General features: G+C 30.5%; 14 protein-coding genes. 3 read left to right on the top strand and 11 right to left on the bottom strand.

What is annotated here, in order from left to right; translation table 11 throughout:
* The first annotated feature begins 276 nt into the window (after nucleotides 1-276).
* Entirely contained in the window at nucleotides 277-1,539 is a 1,263-nt protein-coding gene (locus tag CKL_RS07180) for a D-alanyl-D-alanine carboxypeptidase family protein (protein WP_012101850.1), read from the top strand.
* A gap of 83 nt (nucleotides 1,540-1,622) precedes the next feature.
* On the opposite strand, the gene gap is transcribed toward CKL_RS07180, so the two are convergent.
* Complete coding sequence (gene gap, locus CKL_RS07175) at nucleotides 1,623-2,678, bottom strand: type I glyceraldehyde-3-phosphate dehydrogenase (RefSeq protein ID WP_012101849.1); 1,056 nt, start codon at nucleotides 2,676-2,678, stop codon at nucleotides 1,623-1,625.
* Nucleotides 2,679-3,041: 363 nt separating this feature from the next.
* Here gap and gltX point away from each other — a divergent pair, with 363 nt between their 5' ends.
* Nucleotides 3,042-4,505 carry a glutamate--tRNA ligase gene (gene gltX / locus CKL_RS07170; protein ID WP_012101848.1) on the top strand — a complete coding sequence of 488 codons (1,464 nt, stop codon included), beginning with the start codon at nucleotides 3,042-3,044 and terminating at the stop codon, nucleotides 4,503-4,505.
* A 91-nt stretch (nucleotides 4,506-4,596) separates the two neighbouring features.
* On the opposite strand, the gene CKL_RS07165 is transcribed toward gltX, so the two are convergent.
* On the bottom strand, nucleotides 4,597-5,679 hold the full coding sequence (locus tag CKL_RS07165) for a hypothetical protein (RefSeq protein ID WP_012101847.1): 1,083 nt from the start codon (nucleotides 5,677-5,679) through the stop codon (nucleotides 4,597-4,599).
* Nucleotides 5,680-5,791: 112 nt separating this feature from the next.
* On the bottom strand, nucleotides 5,792-7,222 hold the full coding sequence (gene purB / locus CKL_RS07160; protein WP_012101846.1) for an adenylosuccinate lyase: 1,431 nt from the start codon (nucleotides 7,220-7,222) through the stop codon (nucleotides 5,792-5,794).
* Nucleotides 7,223-7,430: 208 nt separating this feature from the next.
* On the opposite strand from purB, the gene CKL_RS07155 reads away from it, so the two are divergent.
* Nucleotides 7,431-7,646, top strand: a complete 216-nt coding sequence (locus CKL_RS07155) for a DUF378 domain-containing protein (RefSeq protein WP_012101845.1) — start codon at nucleotides 7,431-7,433, stop codon at nucleotides 7,644-7,646.
* Between the two features lie 69 nt (nucleotides 7,647-7,715).
* Here the strand turns inward: CKL_RS07155 and CKL_RS07150 are convergent, their stop codons facing one another.
* The 8 genes from CKL_RS07150 to recA form a co-directional block, all read right to left on the bottom strand.
* Nucleotides 7,716-7,976 (bottom strand): HPr family phosphocarrier protein, encoded by a 261-nt coding sequence (locus CKL_RS07150; RefSeq protein WP_012101844.1) that lies wholly within the window; start codon nucleotides 7,974-7,976, stop codon nucleotides 7,716-7,718.
* 19 nt (nucleotides 7,977-7,995) lie between these two features.
* Nucleotides 7,996-9,189 (bottom strand): pyridoxal phosphate-dependent aminotransferase, encoded by a 1,194-nt coding sequence (locus tag CKL_RS07145; RefSeq protein WP_012101841.1) that lies wholly within the window; start codon nucleotides 9,187-9,189, stop codon nucleotides 7,996-7,998.
* A 50-nt stretch (nucleotides 9,190-9,239) separates the two neighbouring features.
* Nucleotides 9,240-9,596, bottom strand: a complete 357-nt coding sequence (locus CKL_RS07140; RefSeq protein WP_012101839.1) for an SMR family transporter — start codon at nucleotides 9,594-9,596, stop codon at nucleotides 9,240-9,242.
* Between the two features lie 4 nt (nucleotides 9,597-9,600).
* Nucleotides 9,601-10,875: a hypothetical protein gene (locus CKL_RS07135; protein ID WP_172634752.1), complete on the bottom strand. Its 1,275-nt coding sequence runs from the start codon at nucleotides 10,873-10,875 to the stop codon at nucleotides 9,601-9,603.
* Nucleotides 10,876-10,902: 27 nt separating this feature from the next.
* On the bottom strand, nucleotides 10,903-11,763 hold the full coding sequence (locus CKL_RS07130; protein ID WP_012101837.1) for a decaprenyl-phosphate phosphoribosyltransferase: 861 nt from the start codon (nucleotides 11,761-11,763) through the stop codon (nucleotides 10,903-10,905).
* Between the two features lie 164 nt (nucleotides 11,764-11,927).
* A complete protein-coding gene (spoVS, locus tag CKL_RS07125) occupies nucleotides 11,928-12,188 on the bottom strand; it encodes a stage V sporulation protein SpoVS (RefSeq protein ID WP_012101836.1) in 261 nt (86 codons plus the stop codon).
* A gap of 148 nt (nucleotides 12,189-12,336) precedes the next feature.
* The gene (gene rny, locus CKL_RS07120) at nucleotides 12,337-13,881 is read right to left on the bottom strand and encodes a ribonuclease Y (RefSeq protein ID WP_012101835.1); all 1,545 of its coding nucleotides are present in this window, start codon (nucleotides 13,879-13,881) and stop codon (nucleotides 12,337-12,339) included.
* Between the two features lie 328 nt (nucleotides 13,882-14,209).
* The gene (recA, locus tag CKL_RS07115) at nucleotides 14,210-15,256 is read right to left on the bottom strand and encodes a recombinase RecA (protein ID WP_049759159.1); all 1,047 of its coding nucleotides are present in this window, start codon (nucleotides 15,254-15,256) and stop codon (nucleotides 14,210-14,212) included.
* Nucleotides 15,257-15,366: the final 110 nt, after the last annotated feature.

Genomic DNA, 15,366 nt, shown 5'->3' with positions numbered 1-15,366 from the left:
GTATACTGTAAAATGTTATAATTAATTATAATATTTTTATCCGAACGCTACCAGTGCTTATCTCCCATCTTTTTCAAAGGGAGATAAACGCAGATAATGTGCCTTAATAAGTTCTTCCCATAAAGGGTAACGTATTCTAAGTGCTAAAGACATTGAGAATACTGTTAACAAGGTTCAGATGGAGATAAGTATTTCTCTGTAGACAAACTCCACCTAAGCCTCTGAATCACTTGATAACACATATACATAAATTTTCAACAAATGGAGTGATGTTTTTTGAAAAGGAAAAATAATATCATATTATTTGTACTTATATTTACACTTTGTTTAAATCTTAATGTATCTGCCGCAGATGAATCTTCTAATACACTTCCTGAAATATACGGTACTTCGGCCATAACAGTGGACATGCAAACAAATGAAATAATATATGAAAAAAATCCAGATACCAAAATATATCCTGCAAGTACTACAAAACTTTTAACTGCTATTCTCCTTGAAAAAAACAAGAAAGAAACGGACATGCTGACATATACAGCAGAAGCTAAAGCCCAGCCCCAATCTTCCTTAAATAGTGCTGCACGTCCCATAGAGGTAGGAGATACTATATCTGCAAAAAATGTAATGGATGCACTTTTAATGTTTTCCGCTAATGATATGGCATGTGTTATTGCAGAAAATATATCTAAAAGTATACCTGAATTTGCAGACAAAATGAATGAAGAAGTACAAAGCTTAAATTTGAAAAATACTCATTTTATCACTCCAAATGGCCTACATAATCCAGATCACTATAGTACCTCCTACGATATGAGTATTATTGCCAGAGAAGCCTTTAAAAATTCCTGGATAAGAGATACTATATATAAATCTACCAGCACGGTAACCACTTCTAAAGGTGCTTCCTTTGCAATTATAAACACTAATAAGCTGCTGGGCAAAGATGGCTGTATAGGTGGAAAAACGGGTTATACAGACCCTGCAGGGAGATGTCTTGTTGCAATATATGAAAGAGATAATAGAAAAATACTTGGAATTGTCATGAATTCCATATATGATACAAATGACACCTATGTATTTAATGACATGGAAAAAATAATAAACTGGAGTTATAGTAAGACACCTTACATTCTTCATGCAAAAGATTCCATAATTGATAAAAAAGATGTAAAATTTAAATTTCTACCTTTTACAAATTTTGAAAAAACCGTAAGGGTTCCTATTAAAACTGAAGATAATGTATCCTACTATGATAATGATATTAATAAAAAAGAACTACAGCAAAAAATCACCATTACAACTGTAAATATAAAATCTTTAAAAGGTGAAATTCCTATTGGAATTCTCACAGTGAAACAAAGAGATTTTTCTAAGAGTTATAAAATTTATTCTGGACTTTCAAAAAAGTCTTTTCTAAAACAAATGTTTTCCATATACAGCATAATATTAATACCTGTATTTATATTGATTCTAATTTTCTTATTTATGAAAAACAAATCTAGAAGGTATAAAAAACATAAAAAATATAGTTATCATTAATCTAAAACATACAAAAAAGTATTTCTACATAATCCTATAGAAATACTTTTTTATTATAATAAAATATAAGCAACTTACCCTATCTATGCTTTATTAACCACTATTTTATCAGGCTGTTCATGATTTTCTTCCATCTGTAGTGAAATATAATTTACAAGATCTACTGTTCTACAAGAATACGCCCATTCATTATCGTACCAGGATACCACTTTAACCATATTATCTCCCATTATTAAAGTCGAAAGTCCATCTACTATAGAAGATCTATTGTCCCCTTTGTAATCTATAGACACCAGTGGTTCTTCAGAATATCCAAGTATTCCTTCCAAAGGACCCTGAGCCGCTCTTTTAAAAGCTTTATTTATTTCTTCTACTGTAGCAGGTTTTGAAAGTTCGCAAACCAAATCTGTAATGGATACTGTAACTGTAGGTACTCTAAGTGCAAAGCCATTTAATTTTCCTTCTAAATTTGGAAGCACTTTTGCCACTGCCTTTGCTGCTCCTGTAGTAGTCGGGATTATAGATTCTCCTGCAGCCCTTGCCCTTCTTAAATCCTTATGACTTTTATCTACCAATCTCTGATCCCCTGTATAGGCATGAATTGTAGTCATAAGTCCCTTTACAATACCAAAATTTTCATCCAGCACCTTGGCAAATGGTGCCAGACAATTAGTTGTACAAGATGCATTTGAAATAATATTATGGGAATTCACATCAAATTTTCCTTCATTTACACCCATAACTATAGTTATATCTTCCTCTTTAGCAGGGGCTGTAATTATAACTTTTTTTGCACCAGCTTCTATATGCTTGTATAAATTTTTTCTATCTTTAAATTTCCCTGTGGATTCTACTACAATATCTACATTTAATTCACCCCAAGGCAAATTCTCTGGTTCACTTTCTCTAAATATTTTTATTTCAGAATCATTTATAATTATTGAGTCTTCTGTGGCTTTCACAGTGCCTTGGAATTTTCCGTAACAAGAGTCATATTTAAAAAGATGTGCAAGGGTTTCATTATCTGCTCTTGCATTAATTGCTACAATTTCTACTTCTTCACGCAATCTTTCCTGAGCAATTCTTAAAAATAACCTTCCTATTCTTCCAAAACCATTAATCGCAACTTTCATAGACATTATTTTTCCCCCTATAAAATATTTTATAAATTATATAAAAGCCTATTATATACATTAGCTTTATTATTCAAAGATATATGTGATATAAATAATATATATGCTATATTATTTATATCAATAGCATATATATATGTCAAATTTATTTTTGTCCCCCTATATTATGATATACTTAATTTTTCTTACGTATGTTCTTTATTGCGTTTATTTAATCTATTTTTCTCTTTTTTATAATTATTCGCATACAAAACTTCCTTGACACAATATTTCTATTATTATATCATTTAAAGGTAATAGCAAATTGGTAGCCTTTCGTCTAAAAAGGATGAGAGGTTTTTACTTTAAAATAAATGGGAGTGAGAAAAAATGACTAAAGTCAGAACAAGATTTGCACCAAGCCCAACTGGATACATGCACGTTGGAAATTTAAGAACTGCACTGTATACATATTTAATAGCCAAACATGATGGAGGAGATTTTATACTGAGAATTGAAGATACAGATCAGGAAAGATTTGTAGAAGGTGCACTGGATATAATTTACCACACGCTAGAAATTACAGGACTCAAGCATGATGAAGGTCCTGATATAGGTGGTCCCGTAGGTCCTTACATACAGAGCCAGAGAACTGATATATATTTAGAATATGCCAAAGAACTTATAGATAAGGGAAAAGCTTATTATTGTTTTTGCACCAAAGAACGTATGGACAGCCTGAAAAACAAGGATGATGAAGAAAAGGAATTTTATAAATATGATAAGCACTGTCTCAAACTTTCAAAGGAAGAAATAAATGAAAAGCTTGCATCAAACATACCTTATGTTATAAGACAAAACAATCCTGAGAGTGGATTTACAACTTTTCATGATGAAATCTATGGAGACATTTCTGTGGACAATTCAGAATTAGATGATATGATACTTATAAAATCCGACGGCTACCCTACATACAACTTTGCAAATGTAGTAGATGATCACCTTATGGGAATTACACATGTGGTCAGGGGCAGCGAGTATTTATCTTCTGCTCCAAAATATAACAGACTCTATGATGCCTTTGGCTGGGAAGTTCCTATATACATCCATTGTCCTCCAATAATGAAAGATGCCCATCAAAAACTCAGCAAAAGAAATGGAGATGCCTCTTTTCAGGATTTAATAGAAAAGGGATATTTAAAGGAGGCTGTACTTAATTATATAGCTCTCCTGGGATGGAATCCTGGAAATGAAAAGGAAATATTTGACCTAGATGAACTGGTAGAGCTGTTTAACTATAAAAATATAAACAAATCTCCAGCTATCTTTGATAATGTAAAACTTAAATGGATGAATGGAGAATATATGAAGAAATTACCACTAGAAGAATTCAATAAGATGGCTCTTCCATATTATAAAAAAGTAATTTCAAAGAATTTGGATTTTTTAAAGATAAGTGAATTACTTAAAATAAGAGTTGAAATATTAAGTGAAATACCTGACATGTTAGATTTCTTCAACGAACTGCCAGAATACTCCACAGAAATATATATACACAAAAAGATGAAAACAAACCTTGAAAATTCACTTTTCACTCTTGAAAAAATTCTCCCGAAGTTTAAAGAACTTTCTCCATGGACTTTGGAAAATATAGAAAAATGCTGTATGGATTTAATATCAGAACTTCAGGTTAAAAATGGAATAGTACTGTGGCCTGTAAGAATTGCCCTATCAGGTAAAAAATCCACCCCAGGGGGTGCTTTTGAAATTGCAGATATTATAGGAAAAGATGAATCTTTAAAAAGAATAGAATATGGAATTAAAAAATTAAAGCTTGAAAGTGGGGATAATTAAAATTTCATTTTAATTAAAAATAATTTTTTAATTATTAAGTTCTTCCTAAATTCATATACTGAATATAGGAAGAACTTACCCAACCTTGAATCTAGGAATCACCCGATAATTCCCTGCTCTGAGTATCTTTCAGTTCCCTTATAAGTACTATACTTGAAAATGTCACCATCATATCATTATCTATCACTATGAACCCTAATCCCACTTCAGTAATAGTTTTATTATATATATATGCAAATTTCCCCTGTCCTGAGGTTTGTATTATTACCTTTTTGCCAATAAGAGAATTAAAATACTCTTCCATACTTTTTTCAAATGTACAATAATAGCCCTTTGGCACTTCCTTTAAAGATTTATCCAAAGAAGAAAGTTTGTTTGATTGTATCCCAACTACATTTTTCATAGGTATTATAATTTTTTCTTCTAATTTATTGGTAAGTTTAATTAGCACTTCATCTGAATGTATCAAATTTACTTCATTAAGTATACTCATTTTATCATCCTTAACACATACATCTAATTTTTCCCCAATTAATTTATTCATTAAATTTGATATACCCCTATTGCACGTAATACAATGCTTACTGCTAGATAATATACTGTATCTTTTTTTAACAATTCCATCTGATTTTATTATCTGTTTTTTCTCTTCCTCATCAGGAACTTTACTTTCATCAGAAACTTTATTTTCATCAGGTTCCTGTTTTTCATCATTATTACCCTTTTCATTTACCTTAGGAATTTGCCCCTTATTTTCTCCTTCTTTTTTATTCCCATCCTTAGATATTTTTTTATCCTGTACTTCCTTCTCCTTATCAATATCTATAGAATCAGACTCTTTTTTGTCAAAGTCATCAAGCTTTTTTTCCGCTTTGTCTTTTACTTTTTTAACTATACTGCTCTCTAACAGATTCTCTGCCTTTTCATTTTCTAATTTTTTAGGTTTATCCCTATCTTTTTTCCTCGTTAAAATACCTTCTTCTTTAAGAATATTTTTTTCTATAAACTCAATAAGTTCTTTATTGTCCATATGCTGCTCTTCATAATACTCTTTATCACGCCCCAAGTCCTTATAATGTCTTCTATTGTACCTATCAATTCTTTTCATATATTTAGGTATCATATATAAAGCTAGCTGCATTAAATCATCTATATTATTTCCTCTTCTTTTCATTATAATACCTCCATAATTCTAAATGCATTATACTATCAGAATATGAAGGCTTTATTTTATAGTTACCAACAGCTTTTAAATCATTTACTCAAAATAGCCATTTAAATATGATTTAAACATTTATTTCGGCTTCTTCTCCTAAAAATTCTTTGTTCTTTTCTAAAAGAGGCTTTATCTTGTATTCTATAAAGTCTATTACTTGCCCTGGTGCTCTTCCTATAAATTTTTTAGCATCAACAAGGGATAGTATCTCTTCTTTAGTCATTTTAAAGAAAGAATCTTTTACAACTCTCTCTAAAAGATCATTTTCCATTCCATATTCTTTTACCATTTTAGCCGCTTCCATAGAATGGACTCTAATTCTTTCATGAAGTTCTTGCCTGTCTCCTCCTCTTTTAACTGCTTCCATTATTATATTTTCCGTACACATAAAAGGAAGCTCCTTAGCTACATGAGATTCAATCACTTTTGGATACACCACCATATTCTCAGATACATTCATATATAGATTTAATATACCATCTAAGGCTAAAAAGGCTTCTGGTATAGCTATTCTTTTATTGGCAGAATCATCTAAAGTTCTTTCAAACCATTGTGTAGCAGCTGTAATAGCTGGATTTAAAGTATTTATTATTACATACCTTGCAAGAGCCCCTATTCTCTCACATCTCATAGGATTTCTCTTATAAGCCATAGCAGAAGAGCCTATTTGATTTTTTTCAAAAGGTTCCTCCATCTCCTTCATATTTTGCAATAATCTTAGATCATTACTAAACTTATAGGCACTTTGAGAAATCTCAGAAAGAGTATTTAATATTATGGAATCCAATTTTCTAGTATATGTTTGACCTGTAACCATAAATTCTTCTTTAAAATCCATTCTTTCAGTTACCATCTTATCTAGTTTTTTTACTTTTTCTTCATCTTCATTGAACAATTCCATAAAACTAGCTTGGGTTCCAGTAGTACCTTTTACTCCTCTAAATCTCATTTTATCTATTACAAAATCAATATTTTCAATATCCAAATATAAATCCTGTATCCAAAGTGTTGCCCTTTTTCCCACTGTAGTAAGCTGTGCTGGCTGTAGGTGGGTAAATCCAAGGGTAGGTAAATCTCTATATTTCAAGGCAAACTCTGTAAGATAATTTATCACATTTAAAATTTTTCTTTTTAATATGTAAAGACCTTTCCTCATAATTATTAAGTCCGTATTATCTCCTACATAACAGCTTGTTGCGCCCAGATGTATTATTCCCTTCGCTTTAGGACACTGCAGCCCGTAAGCATACACATGACTCATAACATCATGACGCACTTCTTTTTCTCTTTTTTTAGCATCTTCATAATTTATATTTTCCATATTAGCTTTTAACTCATCTATTTGTTCAGAGGTTATATTAAGTCCCAACTCTTTTTCACACTCTGCAAGAACTACCCAGAGTTTTCTCCATGTCCTAAACTTTACTTCATCTGAAAATATGTAACTCATTTCTTTAGATGCATATCTGCTATTTAAAGGTGTATTATATGTATCTCTCATGTAAGAATTCCTCCATATATGTAATTAAATTTTCCATTCACATTATAACACAATAATCAAATCATTGTGCATTTTATACATATAAATTATAAAACTTAAGTTCTACTCTGCAAGATTATTAATATACTTTAATTAATGATTATTTTACAAAGGTAGGTGAGTTTTTATTGAAAATGAGACAACAAGTCTCTCTCAATAAATAAAAGATATGTATAAATTTAGTATCATAGATAAAGTTTCTTTAATCCTAATGGTTTTAGGTGCACTAAATTGGGGACTTATAGGTCTATTTAATTTTAACATAATAGGAATCATATTTGGAGAACCTGTAAATTTAATAGGAAGAATACTGTACATACTTATAGGAGTAGCAGGATTAAATATGATTATATTATTTTTTAAAACCAAAAATAGCTGTAAATAATATAAATTAAAATAGAAGACCTTAAAAATAAGATCTTCTATTTCTAAACTTCACTATAGCTAAATTATTTTATTCCTCCAGGGATTTTATTAATCTGACTACTTCTTCTACTGCTAAAGATTCATCATCACCACATGCAGTAATTTTTACATTGGCCCCTTTAGGTACACCCAATGATAGTACTCCAATCAAACTCTTTATATTAGCTCTTTTCTCTTTAAATTCTATATATAATTCTGATTTAAATGAAGAGGCTTTTTTAACTAAAAGAGTTGCGGGCCTTGCATGTAAGCCTGTGGGACTTTTAACTATAACTTCTCTAGAAACCACATAATTCACCTCTACTTTTTTATTTTAAATTTAATATAAATCTTTCTATTCTATCCAGTCCTTCTTTTATATTTTCCATAGATGTAGCATAAGATAATCTTACGTATCCATCTATTCCAAAGCCCAGTCCAGGTACTACTGCAACTTTTTCTTTTTCCAGAAGCTGTTCTGAAAAACTCAATGAATCATCTATGGTAACTCCATCTATATTCTTTCCAAAAGTTTCTGATATGTTTAACATTACATAAAAAGCTCCTTTAGGATTTAGATATGAAACACCTGGTATTTTACTTATTTTATCTACCATGTAATCTCTTCTTCTTTTAAATTCCCTAACCATTTCCTCTATCTGAGACTCTTCTCCATCTATTGCTGCTACAGAAGCGTATTGAGCTATAGAATTAGGATTGCCAGTAGTATGACTTTGGATATTTGACATAAGTTTAATTATATCCTTATCTGCTGCAGCATATCCTATTCTCCATCCAGTCATAGCATAAGTCTTGGAAACTCCATTTATAACAATGGTTCTCTTATAGGCATCTTCAGACAGGCCAGCTATGCTAACATGCTTCATTTCATCGTATATAAGCTTTTCATATATTTCATCTGATAGAATAAGAATATCTTTTTCCCTTGCAAAATCTGCAATTTTTTCAAGTTCCTCCTTTGAATAAATAGTACCTGTAGGATTATTAGGATTATTTATTATAATCATTTTAGTTTTTTCACTATATGCTGCCTTTAAATCTTCTACAGTATATTTAAAGTCATTTTCTTTTTTAGTATCTATAAATACTGGTATGCCATCTGAAAGTTTCACAAGTTCTGGATAACTTACCCAGTAGGGTACAGCTATAATAACTTCATCTCCAGAATTCAAAGTTGCCGCAAATACATTTGTAAGACACTGTTTTGCTCCTGTAGATATTATAATTTGATTTTCATCATACTTAAGGTCATTATCTTTTTTAAATTTCTTCATAATGGCTTTTTTAAGTTCTGCAATACCAGATGCAGGAGTATATTTTGTATATCCCTCCTTCATAGCACTTACAGCAGCCTGTTGAATATTTTCTGGAGTATTAAAATCCGGTTCTCCAGCCCCAAATCCTATTACATCAATTCCCTCTGATTTCATTTTTTTTGCCTTAGCAGTTATGGCCAAAGTTATAGATGGCTGAATTTTTTCAGCCTTTTCTGAAAGTATCATTTTTATTCCTCCATTACAATTTAAATTTAAATCATGTATTATTTTCATTTCTAACTTCTCGAAACCAATACTACTCCTAGTATTATAAAAACTACTCCTAATATCCTTATAAGAGATATATTTTCCTTAAATACAAAATAGGAAAACATCATAGTTATCACATATCCCAAACTCACCATTGGATAAGCATAGCTTAATTCTACTTTACTTAAAACCTTTATCCAAATCAAAAAACTTAATCCGTAGGATATAATTCCAAGCATTACAGGCATGTTTTTTAATATATTGAAAATACTGGGGAGCAAATATTTTATAGTAAAATTCAATTCTAAATTTACCGCACCATATTTTACAAGTACCTGCCCCATTGCACCTAAAAAAACTGATATAAGTATTAATGGAATCATAGGTCTATCCTCTGACTCTCTGAAATAAATTCTTCAAAAAAAAGTAGAAACAACATACCATTATAAATATCTCTGGAAAAGAATATCTTCCTTGACCTTCTGTTATAAAATATATAGAAGTAAACATAAAAAATATTACAATTAAATATACAGTAAATTTATCAAGTGCTTGAGATTTTCCTTGAAATATATAAATAAGTGTTTTAAAAAAATATATTAAAATATATAAAATAGCTGGCAGAAACACAATTATTTTTATGATATTTGTAACTGCAAATAAAACTTTATTATAATAGGCACTTACACCACTATTATAGGTACTATATAAAACATCATCACCCCAAAAATATGTATTATAAAGTCTTTTAAATCCTAGTTCTATAAATTGCACAGGATGATTTCTTATCCATTTTTTTGCTGCATCACTTAACATTTTATTTTGTTCTGTCTTATTGGCTTTTTTATATTCTTCAGTATTTACAATAGAATTCTCAACTTTAGAAGCTGCCATCCATCTTCCCGAATGATTTTGAGAATTATTATTTATGTAAAGCACTATTCCTCCATTATTGGATACATAGGTGAATTGGCCCATTAATTTTGTATTTCTATATACCCAGGGTGAAATTACAATAATAGATACTATAAGTACGGTAATGGAATTTAATACAGCTTTAAAAAAATTTTTATGTTTTACAATATCAACTAAAAATAAAGCAAAAAAAACTATTATAAAAAATGGCTTCACAATTGTATTTAGTCCAGTAAGTATTCCTATGAAAAAATACTTATACCTAATATCACTAAAATAAAGATATGTAATTATGAGAAGTACAGATGTAAAAAGTACTTCTGTGCCCAAAATATTATTATAAAATATATTATTTGGAAACAATACAAATATTGTGAATATGATTTTCCTGTCTCTCTCTTTTAAGCTTATCTTAGATAAAATAGCTTTAAAACATATATAATTTATAAAAGTTATACATAGATTGAATACCTTTGCTTTAAATATACTCGCTCCAAAAAGTTTAAATATTCCTCCCAGCACTATAGAATATCCTACAGAGGTATAAGTATTTCCAAAGGCTCCTCCATTAGCTATATTTACAGCCAAAGTATAGTAATAGTCAAAATCCGAAAATGGCTTCGCATCTATAAAAGTTATCCATAGTATTGATAAAATAATTCCTATAGCTATAATTATATTATAGTAAGTATTATTTTCAGTCATCCCATATTTTTGTTTGTCATTACTTTTATGCCAAAAACTCATAATTTCCATATTTAAATTATGTCCTTTCTATAGTTTTAAGTATATTATAATTATAACAGCTCCAATCCACAATAATATATTAATTAAAAAAGGTATATCTTTTTCAAATACGTCTTCTGGTTTACCCCCTATATTTTTTCTGTCCATTAAATATTCATATCTAAATATACCATATAAAACAAAAGGTATTGTAAATATCATTGTATCACTTTGTATGGAGCCAAAGGTATATAAACAGTAGGCCATCAATATAGATGGATTTACTATAGTAAGCATTTTATTAATATTCTCAACAGAGTACTTTGCCAGTATCATTCTTGAAGAACTACTTCTATCTTTTAAAACCGTAAGTTCACTTTTTCTCTTGTTAAGAGCCAAAAATAAAGATAAAAGCACTGTACATAAAAACAGCCAAGGTGATACCTCTGCTCCTGTAGCGATACTTCCACTTTCAACTCTAAGCACGAATCCAAGAGCAATAGTCATAACATCTATTATAACTACATTTTTAAGTTTAAAAGTATAGCATACATTTACTATAATATATAATAATATTATAAATACAACTTTTATATCTAATAAAATATATGAAAAACATAATACTAGAACAAATAATATGCTAGCTAAAATAAAAGCTGTATTTTTAGACACACGACCACTTGGAAGAGGTCTATTCTTTTTATCAGGATGGCATCTATCTTTTTCAATATCCACTATATCATTTAATATATAAACTACAGAAGACCCTACACAAAATAGAACATATGTAAACAAATTATTCTTTAATAATTCTAATTTTAAAAAATTTCCCGAGAATATGATTGCTGCAAATATAAAAAAATTCTTAATCCACTGTTTAGGTCTCATTAATTCAATTACTGCTGCCATAAAATTCCCTCCACTATACTTATCATATTGCTACTTAACTAAACATCTTTTTACATTTTATCACAGTATATGATATAGTCAACATAACTTTGCAAATTAGTACCTCATAAAAGGACTTGAGATACCCTTCAAGTCCCTTAACAAACATTAATAATTAATTATTACTATCTTGGTTGTACTATTAATTTAATAGCCGTTCTTTCTTCCCCATCTATTTCAATGTCCGTAAACGCCGGTATACATATTAAATCGATTCCACTAGGTGCTACAAACCCCCTAGCAATCGCTACAGCCTTAATAGCTTGATTTAACGCTCCTGCCCCTATAGCTTGTATCTCCGCTGCTCCTCTCTCTCTTAAAACTCCTGCTAACGCTCCTGCAACTGAATTTGGACTTGATTTTGCTGAAACCTTTAATACCTCCATAATAAACCTCCTATAAATATTATATTAACTTTATTTGATACTACTATATATTATTCTACATAAAATCAAAAATTCCTTTTAGGTTTTGTAAAGGCAAAATCTAAAAGGAATACTTTTCTATGTTATATTAATTTACTTATTACTTAAATTATTTTGCATATTCAATTGCACGAGTTTCTCTAATAACATTTACCTTAATCTGGCCAGGATACTCTAGTTCTTCCTCAATTTTCTTTACTATGTTCCTTGCCATTTCAAGGGCTCCTGCATCATCAATATCTTCTGGTTTAACCATAATTCTAAGTTCTCTTCCCGCTTGAATGGCATATGACTTTTCTACGCCTTCACATGTATTTGCTATTTTTTCTAATTTTTCCAAACGCTTAATATATGCTTCTAATGTTTCCCTTCTAGCTCCAGGCCTTGCTGCTGAAATAGCATCTGCTGCCTGAACAAGTACATCTTCTAAGGATTGGAATTCCAAGTCTCCATGGTGAGCTCCAATGGCATTTACAACTACAGGTGATTCTCTGTATTTTTTAGCAATTTCTGCCCCTATAACAGCATGTGGTCCTTCAACTTCGTGATCCACTGCTTTGCCTATATCATGAAGTAATCCTGCTCTTTTTGCTATAGTTGGGTCTATTCCAATCTCTGATGCCATAAGTCCAGCTAGATATGCAACTTCCACCGAGTGTTTCAAAACATTCTGACCATAACTAGTTCTATATTTCAACCTTCCTAGCAATTTTATTAATTCTATATGAAGACCATGTACACCAGTTTCAAAAGTTGCTTGTTCCCCTTCTTCCTTAATATCATTTTCCAATTCCTTTTCAGCTTTTTCAACCATTTCTTCAATTCTTGCCGGATGTATTCTTCCATCAATTATAAGTTTTTCCAATGCTATTCTAGCAACTTCTCTTCTTATAGGATCAAAACCCGACAATATCACAGCTTCAGGTGTATCATCTATTATTAAATCTACACCTGTTAAAGTTTCAAGGGTTCTTATATTTCTACCTTCTCTACCTATTATCCTTCCCTTCATTTCATCATTAGGAAGCGTTACAACATGTACTGTAGTTTCTGCCACATGATCTGCTGCACATCTTTGAATAGCGGAAGTTATAATTTCCCTTGCCCTTTTATCCGCTTCTTCTTTAGCCTTTGTTTCAACTTCTTTAATCATCATAGCAGATTCATGTTTTATTTCTTTATTAACCTCTTCTAACAAGATATCCTTAGCCTCTTCAGAACTCAAACCTGATAACCTTTCAAGTTCTTCTCTCTGCTTCTGGTATAATTCTTCTACTTTTGCCTGCACTTTATCAATTTCCTGTTGTTTTTTATCCAGGCTACTTTCTCTCTTTTCAAGGACATCATTCTTCTTATCTAATAATTCTTCTCTTTGCAATACTCTTTTTTCTAGCCTTTGAATTTCCATTCTTCTATCTCTAGATTCTCTTTCCAAATCATTTCTTAATTTATGAACTTCCTCTTTAGCCTCCAGTATAGCTTCTTTTTTTTGGGATTGAGCTTCTTTTTTTGCCTCTTCCTTTAATCTATTAGACTCATAAATAGTCTGTGATTTTATAGCAGCTACTTTATTTTTCATTATATTAAAATGAATTAATATAGCAACAACTATTAGTATACCAGCAATAATTTCATATATTATCATGTAATTCACATGAACACCTCCTTTGCTCTTATTATGTAAATCTATATTTCTGTTAAATATGCAAGCATAGAAAAGGTGTCATATTATTCAATTGGTAATTCCTAAATACATGATAAACCAGAATTTGTATTAATTTTATATTATATTTGAATTATTGTCAAGTTATATGATTTTATTCAGTATACTAATAATTGCCTATTATTTTTCCTGTTTCTATTTTAAAAATTATACTCTTAAAACATGCCACAGGTAAAACAAAAAGCCAGATTGAATTCAAGTCTCAATTATCGTATCTAATCATTATTTGCACCATTGTAAATATTACTTTTAAGGCATCCTACTTTGATAAATTCTTACTGTCTTGCTTTTTATTATCCTCTTTGGTACTTTTTTCATTTTGATTTTTGTCACTTGACAAATTGCTTTTATCTATAGGAAGATTATATTTTTCCCTTATTTTATTTTCAATCTCAAATAAAATATCTGTATTTTCTCTTAAAAACTGTTTTGCATTTTCTCTACCTTGTCCAAGCCTTATTTCCTTATATGAAAACCAAGCTCCACTTTTTTGAACAAAATCTTCCCTAACTCCTACATCCAGTACATTTCCTTCTCTTGATATACCTTGATTATACATTATGTCAAATTCAGCCTGTTTAAAAGGAGGTGCCACCTTATTTTTAATAACCTTTACTTTTGTTCTATTTCCTACCATGGTATCTCCCTGTTTTATAGAATCTATTCTTCTCACGTCCATTCTCACAGAAGAATAAAACTTTAATGCTCTTCCTCCAGGAGTAACTTCAGGATTTCCAAACATAATTCCCACTTTTTCCCTCAATTGATTTATAAATATAGTAACACATTTTGATTTGTTTATAGATGATGTAAGCTTTCTAAGCGCCTGAGACATAAGCCTAGCCTGTAATCCCACATGAGAATCTCCCATTTCTCCTTCTATTTCTGCCTTTGGTACTAATGCAGCTACTGAATCCACTACCAATACATCTATGGCATTAGATCTAACCAATGCTTCTGCTATTTCCAGTGCCTGTTCTCCAGTATCTGGCTGAGATACTATTAAGTTTTCTATATCCACTCCTAAATTTTTTGCATAGGAAGGATCAAGTGCATGTTCTGCATCTATAAAAGCTGCTGCTCCACCAGTTTTCTGAGCTTCTGCAATTATATGAAGTGCCACTGTGGTTTTACCTGAAGATTCCGGCCCAAATATTTCTATTACTCTTCCTCGTGGTACTCCACCTATGCCAAGGGCTATATCTAAATCAAGGCACCCTGTTGAAACAACATCCACATTTAAAATGCTGTTTTCTCCCAGTTTCATTATTGCACCTTTTCCAAACTGTTTTTCTATCTGTAACATAGCAGACTCTATAGCTTGTAGTTTTTCATTATTTAAATTTGCCAAAAGAACACTTCCCTTCTTATAAGAACATATGTTCTATATAAATTATATACCATATTATTCGTACA

The organism is Clostridium kluyveri DSM 555 (assembly GCF_000016505.1).
Classification (GTDB): domain Bacteria; phylum Bacillota; class Clostridia; order Clostridiales; family Clostridiaceae; genus Clostridium_B; species Clostridium_B kluyveri.
Note: the sequence above shows the minus strand (reverse complement) of the source record. Positions and strands in the feature narration are given on the sequence as shown.

What these genes read in the sequence shown, in the direction of transcription:
- gap (WP_012101849.1), bottom strand. Translation starts at nt 2,678, where the DNA reads ATGTCTATGAAAGTTGCGATTAATGGTTTTGGAAGAATAGGAAGGTTA.
- gltX (WP_012101848.1), top strand. Translation starts at nt 3,042, where the DNA reads ATGACTAAAGTCAGAACAAGATTTGCACCAAGCCCAACTGGATACATG.
- CKL_RS07165 (WP_012101847.1), bottom strand. Translation starts at nt 5,679, where the DNA reads ATGAAAAGAAGAGGAAATAATATAGATGATTTAATGCAGCTAGCTTTA.
- purB (WP_012101846.1), bottom strand. Translation starts at nt 7,222, where the DNA reads ATGAGAGATACATATAATACACCTTTAAATAGCAGATATGCATCTAAA.
- CKL_RS07155 (WP_012101845.1), top strand. Translation starts at nt 7,431, where the DNA reads ATGTATAAATTTAGTATCATAGATAAAGTTTCTTTAATCCTAATGGTT.
- CKL_RS07145 (WP_012101841.1), bottom strand. Translation starts at nt 9,189, where the DNA reads ATGATACTTTCAGAAAAGGCTGAAAAAATTCAGCCATCTATAACTTTG.
- CKL_RS07140 (WP_012101839.1), bottom strand. Translation starts at nt 9,596, where the DNA reads ATGATTCCATTAATACTTATATCAGTTTTTTTAGGTGCAATGGGGCAG.
- CKL_RS07135 (WP_172634752.1), bottom strand. Translation starts at nt 10,875, where the DNA reads ATGAGTTTTTGGCATAAAAGTAATGACAAACAAAAATATGGGATGACT.
- CKL_RS07130 (WP_012101837.1), bottom strand. Translation starts at nt 11,763, where the DNA reads ATGGCAGCAGTAATTGAATTAATGAGACCTAAACAGTGGATTAAGAAT.
- spoVS (WP_012101836.1), bottom strand. Translation starts at nt 12,188, where the DNA reads ATGGAGGTATTAAAGGTTTCAGCAAAATCAAGTCCAAATTCAGTTGCA.
- recA (WP_049759159.1), bottom strand. Translation starts at nt 15,256, where the DNA reads ATGTTACAGATAGAAAAACAGTTTGGAAAAGGTGCAATAATGAAACTG.